Below are 17,298 nucleotides of genomic sequence, written 5' to 3' on the forward strand. Positions count from 1 at the left end.
TAGGAAAGCAAGACTAAAAGGATGAATACACATGACGAATATTACCGGTGACCAGGCTCTGGTCAAAAAAATAAACACTTCCATCATTCTCGATACGATACGTCAACACGCGCCGGTCTCCCGGGCGAAGGTGTCCAAGCTGACAGGCCTGAACAAGGCTACCGTCTCCAATCTTGTGCAGGAGCTGTGCAGCAACCACCTGGTCCAGGAAATCGGGCCCGGCGAATCCAGCGGCGGCAGGAAGCCGCAGCTGCTGCTGTTTAACGGACAAGCCGGGTATGCCATCGGCGTCGAGCTGCGCGTGAAGCAGATAACCGCCGTGCTTACCGATCTGGAAGGACGGATCCTTGCCGAAGAGGACACGGCGCTTGAAGGGCACGACGTTGAATCGGTGACGAGGCTGATGGTGGGCATGGTTCACGGCCTGATGCGTCAAGCCCCTCCCTCCCCGTACGGCATCATCGGGATCGGCGTGGGCGTCCCGGGGATGGTCGACGGCGACGGCACCGTCCTCTTTGCCCCCAACCTGGGGTGGGATACGGTGCCGCTGCAGGAGCAGCTTGAGCTTGAGCTCGGACTCCCCGTCACCATCGACAATGAAGCGAACGCGGGTGCCCAGGGCGAGCTGCGCTTCGGAGCCGGCCGGGACGCCCGCCATCTCCTCTATATCAGTGCCGGCAGCGGTATCGGCTCCGGCATCATCATCAATGGCGAGCTCTATAAGGGAGCCCGCGGATATGCCGGCGAAAGCGGCCATATGTCCATCGAAGCCGAGGGTCGGGAATGCAGCTGCGGCAACCGCGGCTGCTGGGAGCTGTACGCCTCGGAGAAATCCTACGACGGCAAAGATGCCGTTCTTCCGTCCAGGCGGACGTCCGAGCTTGTTCATCATGCCGAGCTCGGCCATGAGGAGACCATCCGGCATTTCGAGGAGCTTGGACGCTATCTCGGCATTGGCATAACCAATCTTGTCAACGGATTCAATCCGCAATCGGTCATCATCGGCGGTCCGCTGTCCGACGCCCGGGCTTGGATCGAAGAAACGCTCCAGCAGGTCGTTGCCCAGCGCACGCTGCCTTACCACCGTGAGCGGATGGAGATCCGGTTTGCCGAGCTGGGCAGCCGTTCTACCATGATCGGTGCGGCCTACTCTGCCATTTCGCAGTTTCTCGTTCCGGTACGGGTCTCCATGCCGGTTCATTAAAATTGACGATATTTTGTCGTAATTAGAGCCCAGCATCTTAAGGAAAATCTCGCGATTTTCCGCTATAATTAATCTCATCCTATAATTTAAATCACGTTTCTCCTCGCGGAGATACGTGTGATCGTTATACTAAAGGGAGAGGAAACGCTCAAATGACCTATGTAAGCACTGCGGAAATATCGCCGGAAATGTTTGTGACCGTATTGCTATGTCTCCTAGTTATCGCACCTTTGTTCAGTCTCGCCATCATGCGTTTTTTTCAAGGCAAGAAAAAAGCCGGCTTCATTCTCCTCGGCTCCGGCGTGGCCGCATACGTCGTATTCCAGATCATCATGAGTCTGTTTTTCAACAAGTGAACATGATTTGTATGAACGTATTGCAGCATAGCTCGGCAACAAAAAAGCTCCTTCCCGAACCTCGGGAAGGAGCTTTTTATCATAAGCAAGCGATTGGCTTGCCATCATGCTGATGAGATTAAGCTTCCGGATTCAACGCTTTGTTGAACTGGAGCTTGTTCATGCCAAGAATACGGTGCTCACCGATGATGGTGAGAGGTACCGCGCGAACGCCCATATCCCATACTTGCTGCGCGAATTCGTCGTTCTGCTCGATGTTGCGCTCTTCAAACTCAATGCCTTGATCGGACAAGAAGCCTTTTACTTGTTTGCAGTGCGGGCAGTTGTTCGAAGTGTATACAATCACGTTTTCCATGGTCGGTCAGTCTCCTCTACTCATGATTTTGGGCTGCTTACAGCCGGTTCGATCTCTATCTATCAGTTTACAACACGACAGCGCTGTGTTCCAAGCTCTCGATGTATTTCTCCGCGTCCATAGCCGCCATACAGCCGCTTCCCGCTGCCGTGATCGCTTGTCTGTAACGGGTATCCTGCACGTCGCCGCAAGCAAATACGCCCTGGATATTCGTCTCGGATGTTCCCGGAGTCGTTACGATATAACCGTTCGGGTCGGTCGTAATGCTTCCGCCAAGGAAACCGGTGTTCGGATGGTGGCCGATCGCCACGAACACGCCGCTGACCGCAATCGTCTCTTCTTCGCCGGTCTCATTATTGAGCACTTTGATGCCTTTTACGCCTGTCTCGTCCGCAATGACTTCTTGCGGCGTGCGGTTCAATGCCCATTCGATTTTCTCGTTGGCGCGGGCGCGATCCTGCATGATTTTCGATGCACGAAGCTCTTCCCGACGGTGAACCAGCGTTACTTTGGATGCAAAGCGAGTCAGGAAGTTGGCTTCCTCCAACGCGGAATCGCCGCCGCCGACAACAACGATCTCTTTCCCGCGGAAGAAGAATCCGTCGCAGGTTGCGCAAGTGCTAACGCCGCGTCCCACATTGTCCTGCTCTCCCGGAATGCCGAGATATTTGGCCGTTGCGCCCGTAGAGATGATCAGCGTTTCGGCAACCACCTCGCCCATTCCATCAACGTCCAGCTTGAACGGACGCTCTCCGAATTCCACGCTGTTTACCCAGCCTGTACGAAATTCCGCGCCAAAACGTTCCGCCTGCTGGCGCATATTGTCCATCAGCTCAGGACCCATGATGCCTTCGGGAAACCCCGGGAAATTTTCAACTTCGGTCGTGGTTGTCAGCTGTCCGCCAGGTTGCGGACCTTCAATGACGAGCGGGCTCAAATTCGCGCGAGCCAGATAAATGGCAGCCGTAAGCCCGGCAGGGCCTGTGCCTATAATAACGGATTTGTACATATCGTTTCCCTCCTATATATGGAACACTTAATTATAATCATTATAAATTAATATTAATTATGGTTATATCGGAGCCGTCTGTCAATATGTCACATCACACCCCAACAGCAAATATTGTTAATCCATTCTTCATAAACCGCTGGGGAATTTACTATTTTGAAAAAATGAATCTCCTGCTCGAAAGAACACCTCGTTGTAAAACGTTTACTTCGAGGTCAGGAGTGCGCTGAGATCAGGTTAGAAGAATTTTGGGTTACGAAAAGACTTCAACCACACGATTAACGGTGCGAAGATGAATGTTTGATGAAGTTCCGAAGCGAAACGCGATACCTGCACAAATCCCCCTGTACTCGCCATGCGAGCTCAGAGGGATTCTTAGCTAGGTCATGATTTTCCAGATGCTCAGATTATTCTCCGATTATTCAATGTAATCATCCCAATGCTGATTTTGAGGACTAGGGTTATACCGGTTATCCGACAGATTAACATACGAAAGTCCCGTCAGTTTCTCTATGAATTCCGGCTCGCTCTGGAGTTGGTTTCGGCTTAGGTCAAGGAAACTCAGATTCTGCAGCTGCCCCATCTCCATGGGAAGTTCCAAAATCCCCGTGTAATTCATACTAAGCTGCTCCAGCAACCTCAATCGTCCGATCTCCGGAGGGACCCTTGTTAACGATACTTCCTCTCTCCGGATCACATGATCTGTAGGTCCATGATAACTCCCGCACGCGATATTCAAGCGTTTTAACTGGATCAACTCACCGATCTCCGCCGGAATCTCCACCAGATCCTCCGTATATACCGTCAAATCCTCTAATTCCGTAAGACCGAACAAGGCCGCAGGAAGTCTGGTGACGTAACTTTCATGGATCATAAGTTCCTTCAGCTCCTTCAGCTCTCCGATGCTTTCAGGAATCTCCCGGATGCCAAAACCGAAAATTTCAAGCTTGCGCGGTTTGTGAAACAATACATCCTGCCAAAATACTTCAAACTTCTTATGTTCCGGACGGCTTAGAAACAGGCCTGGAACCATGGCCGATATGTTCTCGGCTTCTTCTTGGCCGATCTGAAGCCCGCCCATTCGTTCATGAGCTACATGATGTAAGAGGTCTTGTCCATCATGATCCCAAAAGTTCAAATCCTCCGGAAGATGGGGATGCTGCCATGCAAACAGATCATCCGCCGCCTGCTTCAACACAACGGCGGCTTCCTCGCAGCATTTATAAATATAGTAAGTGCCCGCTCCGTATTCAATCCCGTTGCCACGCACGGTCTCCTCATCCAATCGCTTCATGATATCGCGCTCGCTAATCTTGCGTTTTTCGATCAGATAAGGCTCAAGCAGCGAAAACACACGCTCGGCTTCCTCCATGATCTGGAATTCTCCACGTCTTGCTAACACGAATACCGCCGACCGCTCCATCGCATAATCAATCAGCCAGGAATAAGCAGCTCCCCTTGGAGAGTCGTAAAAGAATGCCATATTGCTGATCACCTCTCATCTTCCACGATTTCAAGCAGCCTGTTTATTTCGCTGCCCACAGTAAAATCCCCTTCTTCTCCAGCAAGGAAAAGAAGGGGACGCTTTGTCATTGCAGATGATACTCAGTCCATTAACGGCTGCTGCGCAGGAGGCGCAGCCCGTTCAGGATGACCAGAATCGTGCTTCCTTCGTGGCCGATGACCCCGAGCGGCAGCGCTACGCCTTCGATGAAATTGGCTGCAATCAGTGTCAAGATGACGGTTATGGCAAATATCATGTTTTGCTTTACGATGCGTTGAACCTTGCGTGCCACTTTGACGGTACCGGCGATCTCATCGATGTTGTCGTTCATCAGCACCGCATCCGCTACCTCCAGCGCGGTTCCGCTTCCCGAAACGCCCATGCCGATGCCGACGGTTGCCGTGGCCAGCGCCGGTGCATCGTTCACGCCATCCCCTACCATGACCACATGGCCGTAACGGGCACGCAGTTCCTTAATATGGGTAACCTTATCTTCCGGCAGCAGGTCGGAGAACACCATGTCGACGCCGCTTTGCTTGGCGATGACTTCTGCCGTCGCCTTGCGGTCCCCCGTCAGCATCGCTACCTTGATGCCCAGCTGTTGGAGCCGCTTAACGGCCATGGCCGCCTGAGGACGGACCGCGTCCTGCAGCGCGATCATGCCCACGATGCTGTCCCCTTTCAGGATAACGGATACCGTTTTGCCTTCGGATTCCAGCGTGTTCCGAATGGACAGCCAGTGCTGGCGATTCTCTTGAACGGCGCCCAAGCTTTCATCTTGATCCGAAATCGCACCCGAACGCGGATCTCCGGTCCCTTCATCCAGAATATCGCTTTTGCCTATTTTCCAGGTGACTCCCGCAACTTCGGCCTGCATGCCCCAGCCAGTGATGGACTGACCGTTCTCTACCTGCTGCAGCGGAGCTCCCTCTTTCTCGGCCGATTGGACAATCGCCAGAGCCAGCGGGTGCTTCGACATCCGTTCGATGGAAGCGCTGATGCCAAGCAGTTCGTGCCGATCCCATCCCTCACCTGCGATAAAATCCGTAACCACGGGTGAGCCGAGCGTCAAGGTACCGGTCTTATCAAATGCGACAACGGCCGTGCGCGCCATATTCTCGATGTGGGCACCGCCCTTGAACAAGACACCCTTTCGGGCGCGATTGGAAATCGCCGACAGCATCGCTGGCATAATGGAAGACACCAGCGCGCAAGGGGATGCCACAACGAGAAACACCATCGCTTTATAGAAGGTAGTATCCCAATCCCATCCCAGAACGGGAGTGGCCAGAACGATCAGCGCCACGGTCGCAATGACTACGACGCGGGCATAAATCGATTCGAACCGCTTGATGAACCGCTGCGATTCCGGCACCTCGTTCTCCGCTTCTTCCACCAGCCGGACGATCTTGGCGAACAGCGTAGATTCCGCCGATTGGGTAACCTCAATGTACAGGACCCCTTCCCCGTTTAAGGTGCCTGTGAACACTTCATCGCCTACGGACTTATCGACCGGCACGGATTCGCCGGTAATGGAGGCCTGGTTAACGGAGGAGCTGCCGCGATAGATTTTGCCGTCTGCCGGAATCAGCTCGCCCGGCTTCACCAGGATGAGATCGCCGATCTCCAGCTTGTTGATGGATACCGACACCATTTCCCCCTTCTCGATGCGAAGGGCCGTCTCCGGCTGCAGCTCCATCAAGGACGAGATGTCCTTGCGGCTTCTTTCCATCGTATAACTCTCAAGCGCTCCGCTGAGGGCAAAGATGAAGATCAGCATCGCGCCTTCGTTCCAATATCCGATCGCCGCAGCCCCCATAGCGGCAGCGATCATCAGCAGGTTCACATCCAGATCGCGTTCCTTGAGAAGGGTCTCGACGCCTTCTTTGGCTTTCACCCATCCGCCGACGGCGTAGGATATCACGTACAGCACAACGGAGAGCGGCTCAGACCATTGGCTGGTCAGCCAGGCCACCAGCATCAGCAAACCGCTGCCCAGCGCAGCCACTACCTCCGCATTGCTCAGCAGGCTGCGGATATCCCATTTCCCCGGTTGCCTCGGCTCACGCGGATCAGCTCCATTTTCTATTGTCGATATGCGTCCAGTTGTCGTTTGATTTTGTATCCATTGCATAACCAATCACCTTCCTAGTTGAGAATGAAATCCATTATTACTACCCTTAAAATGACACATGCTGCCCCGGCTAGGCCGGAGCAGCATGCTAAATGAGAATGAGAATCATTTTTGAACTTATACAATTTATTTTCCTTCGTACAACTTTATATGTATCATACTCACTTTGCTTTCATTTGTAAACCATATTTTTCACGTCATCTTAATTTCTGAAGAGCACTATCGGAGTTGTTGTCCACACATATGAGGCGGATGAGCTTCCAAACGAAAAAAAGGTCCTAGCGATTTCTTCGCAAGGACCTCTCTTATGAACCAAACCGTATAAAGCGCTCTCATTCCCTCAATCGACGATCGTGGAGCATCTGCGCCGCATTTCCAATCTTGCGCCGGTTATCCGTATGGCCGCAAGTTCCGAAGGATGACAGCATACCTCGTGTATGCCCTGCCGGTACACCATCCGCAAATCCGCAGTGCCCACGCCATTGATCCGGAGCGTCAACTGCGGCTTCGTTCGTCTGATTCGACTGATCATCTCCGAGAACGCCGAGACCTTCTGACCTGCTTCATCCGACGATTCGTAATTCCCTATGCCTTCGCAATCGAATACCAGCACATCGGCCAAACGGGCAATCTCCGCCGCAACCGACGGGCTCATTCCTTCGCCAAGCAGCGCCCCGTAGCGGATTCGGACAAAACGCTTCTGATCCATCAAGGTCTGCTCCGCCACTTCTTCGATAAAATTATGGATCAATATAAACTCATCCGCATGTGCAGGACGCACAGCCAACAGCTCTAAATGACAGTCTATCCCTTCCGCCCCGCACTGCTCCATCGCCCGGAACAAGGACTCGAGCTGAGCATCCTGCGCCTCGCGCAAATCCATCGTATTGGAAAGCCGGGCATCTTGCAGCAAACTGATCGCGCATCGGGCTCCGGCTGCCGCTTGAAACACCGACACCCAATACGTCACCCATAACATAATGAGTCTCCGTCTCAACAAAGCGCTCTTCTCCGCGCTCCGTGAATTCAGCCATGCCGAATATACCTCCTGCAGCAGGCCATGCTGCAAAGCATCCTCACCGCGTATCAGTCCGATTCCCTGAGCACCCTGCTCGAGATCACGTGTTATGGATTCAGGATCCGCGGATCGGCTCATGACTTTCAGTCTTCGGTTCCTGTCACTCCACCCCAGCAGTCGGGTCAAGGAAGGTCTGTCCGTGCCGTTATGACGAATCCCCGAAACCCTGAGGGCTTCTTCAATGTCGTCGGGCGATGCCAGTAACAGCAATACCTCCTCATGGGTGACTCCTCCTGCCATAGCAAAATGCTTCAGCAGATCCGTCTCGGGAGAAAAATCGTTTGCCGTGATGTCCTCTGCTCCGATAAACTTCTTATCTTCCCATAAACGCTCTCCCAATTCACTGCCTGCTCCCCAATGCCTTTCCGTCATGGTTATCCTTCTACTCCCTTTCACCTTGAATTGGATAAACGCTTCTTTACAGGTTATTATGAAACATTTGGAAATATACAGCGCACGGAATAAACACCAATCGAAAAAATATCCACCCCCGACCATTTCCCGACCATTTATAATGGAGGAACGGACCGAAGCGAGAGAACAAAGAGGAGGAAGAGACATGCGAACCGATTATGACCATTGGGAACCCGTCAGCGTATCGGAGGCTGCCGGGATTTTTACGGAAATCCCCGTTCATTGGTATATCGCAGGAGGATGGGCGTTAGATTTGCATTTGGGAGAGCAGACCAGAGAACACAGCGATACCGATATCCTGATCCATCGCGAAGAACAGGCCGATGTTTATGCCGCCTTAACCAAAGAATGGACGCTGTACAAAGCCGATCAAGGAACCTTGTCGTTATGGGAAGAAGGCGAGTATCTGCATTCCGTCGGGGATGTGTGGGTCAGTAAGGATGCCAAAGCTCCATTTGCATTCCAGCTCATGTTGACGGAAACCGAACAGGATTGCTGGGTCTATCACCGGCAACCGTCGATCCGAAGACCGCTTCGCGATATCTTGTTGAAGACAGACCAAGGAATCCCCTACCTGAAGCCGGAAATACAACTCCTGTGTAAAGGAGGCAGCAGGAACATCCGCGACAAAGACGAGCGGGATTTCAGGACGGTCCTCCCCACCCTGGACCATGAGGCTATAGAGTGGCTGGCCCAATCGCTCCGCACGCAATTTCCGGAAGGTCATCCCTGGATCGACTACATCGAATCAACGGGTTAACTGCCGTGTGGCATCACAAAAATAGGGCGCCTTCCCCCAAGAGGGAAAGCGCCCTTTGTCTTACCTATCGATATAGCAGGATTGTCTTACTTCTGGCTGGCCGCAATCGCTTGTTCCAGATCGTACAAAATATCGTCGATGGACTCGGTCCCGATCGACAGACGCAGCAGTTCCGGATTGACGCCTGCCGTAAGCTGCTCGTCTTCGGACAGCTGCTGATGCGTCGTGCTGGCCGGATGAATGATAAGCGACTTGGAATCGCCAACATTGGCAAGGTGGGAGAACAGCTTCACGTTCTCGATCACCTTCTGCCCTGCTGCTGCCCCGCCTTTAATGCCAAAGGTCAGAATGGCGCCTTGGCCCTTCGGCAGGTACTTTTGCGCCAGCTCATACGAAGGGTGGCTCGGCAGCCCTGCATAGCTGACCCATTCCACGGCTTCGTGATCCTCCAGATACTTGGCAACCTTCAGCGCATTCTCGCTATGGCGCTCCACCCGGAGATGCAGCGTCTCCAGCCCTTGGAGAAGCAGCCAGGAATTGAACGGGGACAGCGACGCGCCGATATCCCGCAGCAGTTGCACACGCGCTTTGATAATGTAAGCGATCGGGCCTACGGCTTCTGTATACACGACGCCATGATAGCTTGGATCCGGCTGCGTCAAACCCGGGAACTTGTCATTAGCCGTCCAATCGAATTTACCGCTATCGACAATGACCCCGCCGATGGAAGTGCCGTGGCCGCCGATGAATTTGGTCGCGGAATGAACGACGATATCCGCTCCATATTCAATCGGGCGCAGCAGATACGGGCTAGGGAACGTATTGTCGACGATCAGCGGAATGCCGTTCTCATGCGCGATTGCTGCAACGGCTTCCACGTCCAGCACATTCCCCTGCGGGTTGCCGATCGTTTCGGCGAACAGCGCCTTCGTCTTGCCGTTGATCGCTTGGCGGAAATTTTCCGGATCCGTGGAATCCACGAAATGGACCTTGATGCCCAGCTTCGCCAGCGTATTGGAAAATAAATTATAAGTGCCGCCATACAAACTCGAGGAGGAAACGATTTCATCACCTGCACCCGCGATGTTCAGAATGGAGAAGGTGATGGCTGCCTGCCCGGAAGATGTCGCCAGTGCTCCGGCCCCGCCTTCAAGCGCTGCAATCCGTTTCTCGAATACATCCGTGGTCGGGTTCATGATACGCGTATAGATGTTGCCGAATTCTTTAAGCGCAAACAGATTGGCTGCGTGCTCGCTGTCTTTAAACCCGTAGGAAGTGGTCTGGTAAAGAGGGACCGCGCGGGATAATGTGGTCGGGTCAAGCTCCTGACCGGCGTGAACCGCTAACGTTTCAATGGAAAATTGGCGTTCTTCTGACATGGGTATTTCCTCCCTTTTCTTCATATGGAAAGTATGATCATTTCATAATTTCTCCCATTCTCTCATACTTTCCTTCGTTTGAAAAGAGTGATACCCAACTAATTTCATCGGAATATAATATTTTATTTTGCATGAGGTTTGAAAACCTCTTCATTCCTTCTCCTGTTGATAAACTTTCCCCCATCCATAACCGGCTTCGGGGGACGTATCCTCGGGCATGCCCGGCAAGATCAGGCCGCCGTCAATACGAAGGTTAATGCCGGTAATATAGGAAGCCGCGTCCGAGCACAGCCAAGCGATGGCTTCCCCGATGTCCGACGGCGTCCCCAATCGCCCCAGTGGGATTTTGCTGCCAAGCGGCTCTTCCTCCGCCGATTGCTCCGGCTTGTGAACCGTCGCACCCGGAGCGACGCAGTTCACCCGGATGCCATGCGGTGCCCATTCCAGCGCCAGCGATTGCGCCGCGCGGATCAGCGCTGCCTTCATGCCGCCGTAGATACTGTCCTTCGGATAGGCTCTTTCTCCCCGGGAGGACGTAATGAAAATGACGTTTCCCGGAATTCCTTGGGCGATCATCTCCCGAACCGCATATTTGCTGAGCAGCATCGGCGCCCGGAAATCAAGATGCATCGTCATGTCCAGCGCATCCTCTTCAAGCTCCGTCAACTCGTCGTATAGACCGATACCGGCATTGTTCACCAGCAAATCGATCCGGCCGAATTCCTCCAGCGTCTTTCGTATCGTATTCTCCGCTTCGCTGCGAACGGTTAAATCGCTCTGAATAATAAGCGGCTCCTTGCCATAGGTATGGCCGATGTCCTCCGCTACATCCACGATCCCTTCTTTGCTGGAATTGTAGGTCATCGCCAGCCGGTAGCCTTTTTCAGCCAGCACCTTGGCAATGCCTCGTCCGATTCCCGCGCCAGCGCCCGTTACCAGTGCCACCTTCTCCGTTCCCTGTTTACTTACGGTTCCCATGATTTCTCGCTCCCTTCCGAATTCATCCTTCCATGCCACAGTCGCTTGCCGCCGTTCAACGATGACGCGCACCGTGCCTACCCTTCCTTACCCTGTTCTGAAACGGATGATTGGCTTTCGATAGATAAAGTCGGCATGGCGGGCGTTCAAATGGTACATATTTGAATCCATTCCGATATTTATACGTAGTGTATATTAATATGGCTTTCCATATACGATAAACAAAAAGGAGCGTGACCTTATGAGCTCTATGATCTGGATCTTTGCAGGCGTTCTGCTAGCCGTATTCCTGATCATGATTCCCGTACAGTACCGGTATATTGCAGCGTTAAAGGAAGATCCCCGAAGGCAGGGGACCAATCAGGAAACGTATTACAACAATATGTCCTTTCAGGAAGAACAGCTCCACTACAATACGCAAGTCTTGTTTTTGCCTTCCACCATGGTTGCCTCGTGGATTTATAATTGGAGACATAAGAGCGGAAAAACGACCAAGTAGGCGAATTTAAACGAATGAAAACGCAAAAATCATCGCCCGAATGAAGGCGATGATTTTTCATGATCCAAGCTATACTCACCCGCGTCTGGCTAAGGCGTTCATATGTAGGAAAAAGGTGTCCTCCAGTGTAGGCGCCTTCTCCATGAACTCGGGACCCGGCTGCTTTTTCCCCATCAGCCTGACTCTCATCCGATGCTCCGTCATTTGAAAATGAATCAGCAGCTCCTGCGGTATCCGCTCGAAGTCTTCCAAATCGATCTCGCCTTCCCAGACGCTGGAGGCCACATTCAGCTTCCATTGGGTCGGCGAACCGATAAACCGGAGGCGGCCGCGGTGTATCCAGATCACGGTATCCGCAGCCTCTTCCCATTCGTTCAGCTCGTGGGCCGCAACGATCACCATACGGCCCCGGGCGTATTTGGTCAGATACGTGATGAGAAATTTGCGCTCCTCCGCGTCCATGCCGTTCAAAGGCTCATCCAAGAACAGAAAAGACGGCGAGGCCAACAGCGCTTGTACGACGGCAATGCGCCGCTGCACCCCTTGCGACAAATTCTTGACCTTGCTCTTGCGGAAAGGCTCCAGCCGAAAGTCCGCCATCAGCCTGTCAATAGCCTCTGGGTTAAACACGCCCTTCAATTCGGCCATATAGGTCAGCAGCTTGCCGACCTTCATATCTCCATACAGCTCGATATCCGCCGGAACATACCCGATTTGACTGCGGATCAGCGGCAAATGATCCCCTGCCCTGCGCCCGCTGTACAGGATCTCGCCTGCATCGGGTGCCTGCAGCGTGGTCAGCAGCTCGATCAGGGTTGTTTTTCCGGCGCCGTTCGCCCCCACGATGAGGTTCAGGCCGGATTGAATCTCCGCTTTCTCGATTTCAAGCCGGTACGTGCCTGCCTGCCGTTCCAGTCCTTCCAGCCTAATCATTCGCCAATCTCCAGGCTCCGTTCAGCTTCAAGCTGCGTCCGTAGGAAGAAATCAGCAGAATCAAGCCGATCACAAGCAGGGACATGTCCGTCAGCATCTTGCCGCTCATGGAAACGCCGTGGTCCACGATTTGGCCCTGTATCACGATCCACATGCCGTACACCAACACCGCCGAGATCAGCGAATAGACCATGCCTTTGCGAAACAGCATATACATCGCGGCCCCTCCCGTCACCAGCAGAATGCCCATCCACTCCAGAATAAACGGTCCGAATAAAAAGCGGGAGGATTCTGCTTGGATGGATCGAAGCCCGAGCGCAAGGGTACTGAGCAAGGCCATTCCGACGACGATGCCTGTCACGAGAAGCAGGCGGGTATACAAGACCAGTGCCGGCGGGTAAGGGGTCAGCGTCTCCACGGCCCGCATCCCTTTATCCCAGGTTCGGCTGCTGAACAGCATCGATACGATCAGCAGCAAAGGGGTAATCAATGGAAAAATGCCGCCGGGCAATCCAGCAAATTGATCAAGCGGATATTCCGGATCGATCAGCATGACCAGCATGCAGAATACCGCGCCTGCCGTGAGCAGAATGGATCTTTGATTCAATCGAATCTGGCTCCGAAGGATCTGTTTCAATGAGGGCGGGTCGACCTGCGGATTAAAATCCAGCTTGGGCGACTCGGGCTCAATCCGGAGCTGATTGAACTCCCCCTGAAGGGACGCGATGAGCTGGGCCGTCTCATCCGGCGTCGGCGACGGAAGAGCCGCGCGTCTGAGCGGGCCGCGAAGCTCGTCTTCAAGTCTTCTCAATTCATTATCGAATGGATGATCCATGGAGATACACCTCACTTTCTTTTACTTTGCTCTGCGAATCAGACTCTTCCGACTTGGAGCGGTTCCGTACCTGTTCCTGAGGACTTTTCTCCCGCGTCCTTCGGGACGAATGGACGGGAACCAAATCGGAATGCTCCATGGACAATGTTTTCTTCAGCTTTCTCAAGCCGTTATATAAATGCGTTTTGACCGTACTCAAGGGGAGGTCGACCAGGTCGGCGATTTCCTGCAGCTTCAGGTCATGAAAGAACCGAAGCGATATGACTTCCTGTTGTATATCGGGCAAGGTCTCGAGCGACGCCGCAATTTCGAGGGAAGTTTCCTGTCTTTCCACAAGCTCTTCCGCGCCCGGTTCAGGGTCGTATGCATCCGGCATCTCCTCACCCGCAAGACCTTCGGACCTGTAGGATGCGCTTTTCCAATAATCCTTGCACATATTCAGAGCGACGCGGTACAGCCAGGAGCGAACATGCTCGAGCGTCCCGTGCTGCTTCAGATGCCGGATGAGCCGGATAAAGGTTTCCTGAACGATATCCTGGGCCTTTTGCCTGTCGGCCAGCCTCTGGGTCGTATAACTGAGCAGCGGACCATGGTACCTCGTCACCAGCATTTCAAACGCTTCCTGGTCGCCGGCAGCCATGCGTTCGGACAGCTGCTGATCGGAAATCATGCCTTCCCCCCTTTCTACATGCATTCTCATCTTCCGTTATAACTATTTCTCAATTATAACCGACCGCGTGCAGGTGCATAGTCGTCATTATTTGACATTCATCATGGCATCCCATTTCTGCTGCCACTCTTTGTACGTGATCGGGTTCTCCGGTCGTAAGGCCGGGTTGCGTTCGGTGTCGGGAAGCATCAGCCCCCGCCCATAAAACTGCACCAGCAGCTCTTTGACCTGATTCCCTCTACCTTCCTCCAGCGCCTTTCTAACCTGTCTGGCCATACTTATGCCTATTTGGTTTTGGGGATCCTCCCCGCTTCCGTTTTTGAACAACAGCTGCTGTACCGACCGGAGATTTCCGTAAGCCGATCTTAATTGTTTATCGCTAAGCCCTTTCTCCTCTACGTAGTATACATACCAGAAAAGACTGCTGATCTTTCCGCGCACGTCTCGTTCCGGATGCTCAAAATTATAATGGAACGCACCCTGGTTGCCGAACAGAATCGAGTTCATCCATTCGCCGGGCAAGTTCGCGAAGTTATAGGTGTAGTGGTTCGAGGACAGAATCAGGCGATGATTCACCTGAGGGTAATCAAAGCCTTGGCCCAAATACAAGATCTTCTCGACGCTGCTGTTGAACTCGGGTATCCACTCGGAAAAATAGTCATATTTCTTTTTCATATCCCTCAGCAGCGATACGGATGCCTTCTCCAGATAAGGCGTTGTCACGATGGTAATCGGGAGATCATTCCGGTGGATTTCCTTCCAAAATTGTCCCCCGTACAGAGAGATATTCTGCTCGATCTCCCTGTCCTCAAACCGCTGGTAGCCCGGCTTCCGCTCCAGCTCTTTCATTCCCGTATACAAGGGTTGCGGATAACCCTCCACCACCAGCTTCATCTCTCCGGCAGAGTAGCGCAGCTTGCCGAATTCCCAGCCCAGATAAACGTATTTCGACGAAAGATCTCCGTTGTCACTCTTTAAATATACCTCCTGATGACCGGGAAGCGGATACCAGGCCATATGCCCCTCCAGTTTAACTTCAGGCCCCACGCTATAGGCCGCAAATTCTTCATTGGAGTACCCGGCCATAAAATCCATTACCTTGCCCCTATATTCCAGCTCGGCTTGAAGGTCCCCTCCCTTGGCATCGCCAACCATCCTGATCGATATCCGCTCTCCCTGTCTGCGATAAGGAGCGTCGATGCCCTGGAGTTGGACACGTTCAAGCTTGAACATCCGGTTCAAGGTTAACGGCAGCTGCCTCATGCCCGATATTTCGGAGGCCGGTATCGTTAGCTTCGCCGTTACGCGTAGCTCGTCGTTTGGCAGCCGTTTCAGCTTGATGTCATAGGAAGACACATGATAGAAGGCTATATTTTCAGGATCATCGACATAAGAAATCGTCGGGTCCTCCAGCTTCGCATCAATTTGGGCATACCGTTCCGCCCAAAGCGTGCCATAAGGCACGGCAGCGGCTGCCGTCAACACGACAGCCCCCAGCACGCCCAGCCACCCTGCCTTTTTCAGCATCGTGGGGCGCTTCGAGTTTAACAAGAACAAACACACCGTCAGCAGCAGGAAGGTGAAAGCCAGCACGAACCAACGGGACAGCTGGATATCCTTGGATAGCAGGCCGTACCCCCAATTCTCATATTCAAACCGATTGGATTGAAGGAAGAATTGGTTAAGGTGAAACACTTGGGCCGGCATCCATCTTAATTCGCTGATAAAATAAATTTCCATAAAAAACGTTCCAAACATCCATGCACAGAAACCGATCAAATACACGATCCGGTTCGGAATGCTTGCCCCGAGGAGCATCGCTAGCGCGAGCGTCACCATATAGGAAACCTCATACTGCACCGCGAATTGCATCGTATGCACCATCGCGATATCACCGGCTATCCCCTGGCTGACCGACAGGATATAGAATATAACCGACGTCGAGAGGGTAAACAGGGAAAAGTACAGCAAGCTGACCGCATATTTCGACGACAGCAGGGTCAAGAAGGACACAGGCAGGCTGTGGTTCCATTCAAACGACCGACGGCGGACATCCCGCCGGATGGACAAGATGCCGATTAACATCGCCGGACCCAGCGTCATCGTATGACCCAGCATGTGAAAGGAATACGCAGCCGAATACAGGTTATGATTCGGTCCGTTTCCGCTTGCCGCCTGCAGCATGATGACGATGAACAGGATCGCGTAGAGGACCGGAAGCGAGGCAAACAAGGGATTGCCGAACAAAAGCCGCAGCTCCAACAGACTGTGCCTCCACCACTTATGCATGGCGATCCCTCCGCAGCAGAGCCAGATAGCCGTCCTCCAGGGTCGGATCCGCCGGAAACGCGCCGGTCACGGGGGGTGCTGCACTGATAAACCGGCAAAGCACGCCTTCCGGTACCGTTCGAGTGGACACGACGGACATGGGATCCATCAAGGCAAATTCTTCATGGCCCATCACCGCTTCCCACACTTGTCCCTTCCCGCAGGCCTGCAGTTCGGGCAAGCTGCCGTTCATGGCCAATCTCCCCTTGTTCATTACGGCGATGCGACGGCAGTTGCTCTCGATATCCGCTACGATATGGGTGGACAACAGGACCGTCCGGTCGATGCTGAAACGGGTTAACACATTCCGGAACCGGACACGCTCCTGGGGATCCAGCCCCGACGTCGGCTCGTCTACGATCAAAATATCCGGGGAACCGAGCAGCGCTTGGGCTATGCCCAATCTTTGCTTCATGCCCCCCGAGTACGTACGCACTTTTTTGTCCGCCTTCTCCTGAAGATTGACCATCTCAAGCAGCCTGGAGATCTCCTTCAGCTTGGCGCTCCGGTCCGTGATCCCCTTCATGGCCGCCACATAATCCAGATAATCTCTGCCGGTCAGCTGCGGGTAAATGTGAAAATGCTGCGGCAAATAACCGATCATCTGCCGAATCTCCTCCGGCCGTCCAAGGGATATTCCGTTCACCCTCACCTGCCCGGAGGTCGGCGTCAATAAGGTTGCCAGGATGCGCATTAAGGTAGTTTTGCCGGCGCCATTGGGTCCTAGCAGACCCGTCATGCCTTTATCCAATTGTAATGAAACATCCAAGAGCGCCCAAGCGCCCTTGCGATAGGTTTTTGATAGATGCTCAATGGTAATCATTCTAGAATCCTTTCACCATGTACGATTATGGCATAAGCC

The 17,298-nt window shown here is 53.2% G+C and carries 16 protein-coding genes; 4 read left to right on the plus strand and 12 right to left on the minus strand.

All coding sequences use genetic code 11. The features are described 5' to 3' along the window. Positions 1 to 31 precede the first annotated feature (31 nt). Both RB297_RS26090 and RB297_RS26095 read left to right on the plus strand, forming a co-directional pair. Positions 32 to 1,204 (plus strand): ROK family protein, encoded by a 1,173-nt coding sequence (locus tag RB297_RS26090; RefSeq protein ID WP_375121787.1) that lies wholly within the window; start codon positions 32 to 34, stop codon positions 1,202 to 1,204. Between the two features lie 152 nt (positions 1,205 to 1,356). Further along, entirely contained in the window at positions 1,357 to 1,560 is a 204-nt protein-coding gene (locus RB297_RS26095; RefSeq protein WP_375121788.1) for a hypothetical protein, read from the plus strand. Positions 1,561 to 1,678: 118 nt separating this feature from the next. On the opposite strand, the gene RB297_RS26100 is transcribed toward RB297_RS26095, so the two are convergent. The 5 genes from RB297_RS26100 to RB297_RS26120 all read right to left on the minus strand — a co-directional run bounded on the left by RB297_RS26100 (position 1,679) and on the right by RB297_RS26120 (position 8,012). Beyond that, complete coding sequence (locus RB297_RS26100; protein WP_006212730.1) at positions 1,679 to 1,915, minus strand: glutaredoxin family protein; 237 nt, start codon at positions 1,913 to 1,915, stop codon at positions 1,679 to 1,681. 67 nt (positions 1,916 to 1,982) lie between these two features. Then, positions 1,983 to 2,924: a thioredoxin-disulfide reductase gene (trxB, locus tag RB297_RS26105; protein WP_015737504.1), complete on the minus strand. Its 942-nt coding sequence runs from the start codon at positions 2,922 to 2,924 to the stop codon at positions 1,983 to 1,985. Positions 2,925 to 3,342: 418 nt separating this feature from the next. Continuing rightward, a complete protein-coding gene (locus RB297_RS26110) occupies positions 3,343 to 4,407 on the minus strand; it encodes a leucine-rich repeat domain-containing protein (RefSeq protein WP_375121789.1) in 1,065 nt (354 codons plus the stop codon). A gap of 130 nt (positions 4,408 to 4,537) precedes the next feature. Then, positions 4,538 to 6,562 (minus strand): heavy metal translocating P-type ATPase, encoded by a 2,025-nt coding sequence (locus RB297_RS26115; RefSeq protein WP_375121790.1) that lies wholly within the window; start codon positions 6,560 to 6,562, stop codon positions 4,538 to 4,540. Positions 6,563 to 6,902: 340 nt separating this feature from the next. Further along, on the minus strand, positions 6,903 to 8,012 hold the full coding sequence (locus RB297_RS26120) for a PEP-utilizing enzyme, TIM barrel domain protein (RefSeq protein ID WP_375121791.1): 1,110 nt from the start codon (positions 8,010 to 8,012) through the stop codon (positions 6,903 to 6,905). A 187-nt stretch (positions 8,013 to 8,199) separates the two neighbouring features. On the opposite strand from RB297_RS26120, the gene RB297_RS26125 reads away from it, so the two are divergent. Continuing rightward, positions 8,200 to 8,814: a nucleotidyltransferase domain-containing protein gene (locus RB297_RS26125; protein ID WP_375121792.1), complete on the plus strand. Its 615-nt coding sequence runs from the start codon at positions 8,200 to 8,202 to the stop codon at positions 8,812 to 8,814. Positions 8,815 to 8,900: 86 nt separating this feature from the next. Here the strand turns inward: RB297_RS26125 and RB297_RS26130 are convergent, their stop codons facing one another. Both RB297_RS26130 and RB297_RS26135 read right to left on the minus strand, forming a co-directional pair. Further along, a complete protein-coding gene (locus RB297_RS26130; RefSeq protein WP_096776927.1) occupies positions 8,901 to 10,193 on the minus strand; it encodes a homocysteine synthase in 1,293 nt (430 codons plus the stop codon). 150 nt (positions 10,194 to 10,343) lie between these two features. Further along, on the minus strand, positions 10,344 to 11,171 hold the full coding sequence (locus RB297_RS26135) for an SDR family NAD(P)-dependent oxidoreductase (protein ID WP_375121835.1): 828 nt from the start codon (positions 11,169 to 11,171) through the stop codon (positions 10,344 to 10,346). 241 nt (positions 11,172 to 11,412) lie between these two features. On the opposite strand from RB297_RS26135, the gene RB297_RS26140 reads away from it, so the two are divergent. After that, positions 11,413 to 11,670, plus strand: coding sequence for a DUF3949 domain-containing protein (locus tag RB297_RS26140; protein WP_277747071.1), 258 nt, complete (start codon positions 11,413 to 11,415; stop codon positions 11,668 to 11,670). Between the two features lie 75 nt (positions 11,671 to 11,745). On the opposite strand, the gene RB297_RS26145 is transcribed toward RB297_RS26140, so the two are convergent. From RB297_RS26145 to RB297_RS26165, 5 genes are all read right to left on the minus strand, one after another. Further along, complete coding sequence (locus RB297_RS26145; RefSeq protein WP_036663839.1) at positions 11,746 to 12,603, minus strand: ATP-binding cassette domain-containing protein; 858 nt, start codon at positions 12,601 to 12,603, stop codon at positions 11,746 to 11,748. Continuing rightward, the gene (locus RB297_RS26150) at positions 12,596 to 13,438 is read right to left on the minus strand and encodes a hypothetical protein (protein ID WP_015737511.1); all 843 of its coding nucleotides are present in this window, start codon (positions 13,436 to 13,438) and stop codon (positions 12,596 to 12,598) included. The genes RB297_RS26145 and RB297_RS26150 overlap by 8 nt, the downstream gene beginning before the upstream one ends. After that, positions 13,419 to 14,108 (minus strand): RNA polymerase sigma factor, encoded by a 690-nt coding sequence (locus tag RB297_RS26155; RefSeq protein ID WP_009594062.1) that lies wholly within the window; start codon positions 14,106 to 14,108, stop codon positions 13,419 to 13,421. Before RB297_RS26155 ends, RB297_RS26150 begins: the two co-directional genes overlap by 20 nt. Positions 14,109 to 14,195: 87 nt before the next feature. Continuing rightward, positions 14,196 to 16,397: an ABC transporter permease gene (locus tag RB297_RS26160; protein ID WP_375121793.1), complete on the minus strand. Its 2,202-nt coding sequence runs from the start codon at positions 16,395 to 16,397 to the stop codon at positions 14,196 to 14,198. After that, on the minus strand, positions 16,390 to 17,259 hold the full coding sequence (locus RB297_RS26165) for an ABC transporter ATP-binding protein (protein ID WP_375121794.1): 870 nt from the start codon (positions 17,257 to 17,259) through the stop codon (positions 16,390 to 16,392). Before RB297_RS26165 ends, RB297_RS26160 begins: the two co-directional genes overlap by 8 nt. Positions 17,260 to 17,298: the final 39 nt, after the last annotated feature.

It is taken from the genome of Paenibacillus sp. CR_12, from assembly GCF_041953985.1.
Lineage (GTDB): Bacteria > Bacillota > Bacilli > Paenibacillales > Paenibacillaceae > Paenibacillus_AQ > Paenibacillus_AQ lautus_A.

Coding starts and splice junctions, on each gene's coding strand:
- RB297_RS26150 (WP_015737511.1), bottom strand. CDS start 13,438: ATGGATCATCCATTCGATAATGAATTGAGAAGACTTGAAGACGAGCTT.
- RB297_RS26155 (WP_009594062.1), bottom strand. CDS start 14,108: ATGATTTCCGATCAGCAGCTGTCCGAACGCATGGCTGCCGGCGACCAG.
- RB297_RS26165 (WP_375121794.1), bottom strand. CDS start 17,259: ATGATTACCATTGAGCATCTATCAAAAACCTATCGCAAGGGCGCTTGG.
- RB297_RS26125 (WP_375121792.1), top strand. CDS start 8,200: ATGCGAACCGATTATGACCATTGGGAACCCGTCAGCGTATCGGAGGCT.
- RB297_RS26100 (WP_006212730.1), bottom strand. CDS start 1,915: ATGGAAAACGTGATTGTATACACTTCGAACAACTGCCCGCACTGCAAA.
- RB297_RS26110 (WP_375121789.1), bottom strand. CDS start 4,407: ATGGCATTCTTTTACGACTCTCCAAGGGGAGCTGCTTATTCCTGGCTG.
- RB297_RS26095 (WP_375121788.1), top strand. CDS start 1,357: ATGACCTATGTAAGCACTGCGGAAATATCGCCGGAAATGTTTGTGACC.
- RB297_RS26130 (WP_096776927.1), bottom strand. CDS start 10,193: ATGTCAGAAGAACGCCAATTTTCCATTGAAACGTTAGCGGTTCACGCC.
- RB297_RS26135 (WP_375121835.1), bottom strand. CDS start 11,171: ATGGGAACCGTAAGTAAACAGGGAACGGAGAAGGTGGCACTGGTAACG.
- RB297_RS26120 (WP_375121791.1), bottom strand. CDS start 8,012: ATGACGGAAAGGCATTGGGGAGCAGGCAGTGAATTGGGAGAGCGTTTA.
- RB297_RS26145 (WP_036663839.1), bottom strand. CDS start 12,603: ATGATTAGGCTGGAAGGACTGGAACGGCAGGCAGGCACGTACCGGCTT.
- RB297_RS26090 (WP_375121787.1), top strand. CDS start 32: ATGACGAATATTACCGGTGACCAGGCTCTGGTCAAAAAAATAAACACT.
- RB297_RS26115 (WP_375121790.1), bottom strand. CDS start 6,562: ATGCAATGGATACAAAATCAAACGACAACTGGACGCATATCGACAATA.
- RB297_RS26160 (WP_375121793.1), bottom strand. CDS start 16,397: ATGCATAAGTGGTGGAGGCACAGTCTGTTGGAGCTGCGGCTTTTGTTC.
- RB297_RS26140 (WP_277747071.1), top strand. CDS start 11,413: ATGAGCTCTATGATCTGGATCTTTGCAGGCGTTCTGCTAGCCGTATTC.
- trxB (WP_015737504.1), bottom strand. CDS start 2,924: ATGTACAAATCCGTTATTATAGGCACAGGCCCTGCCGGGCTTACGGCT.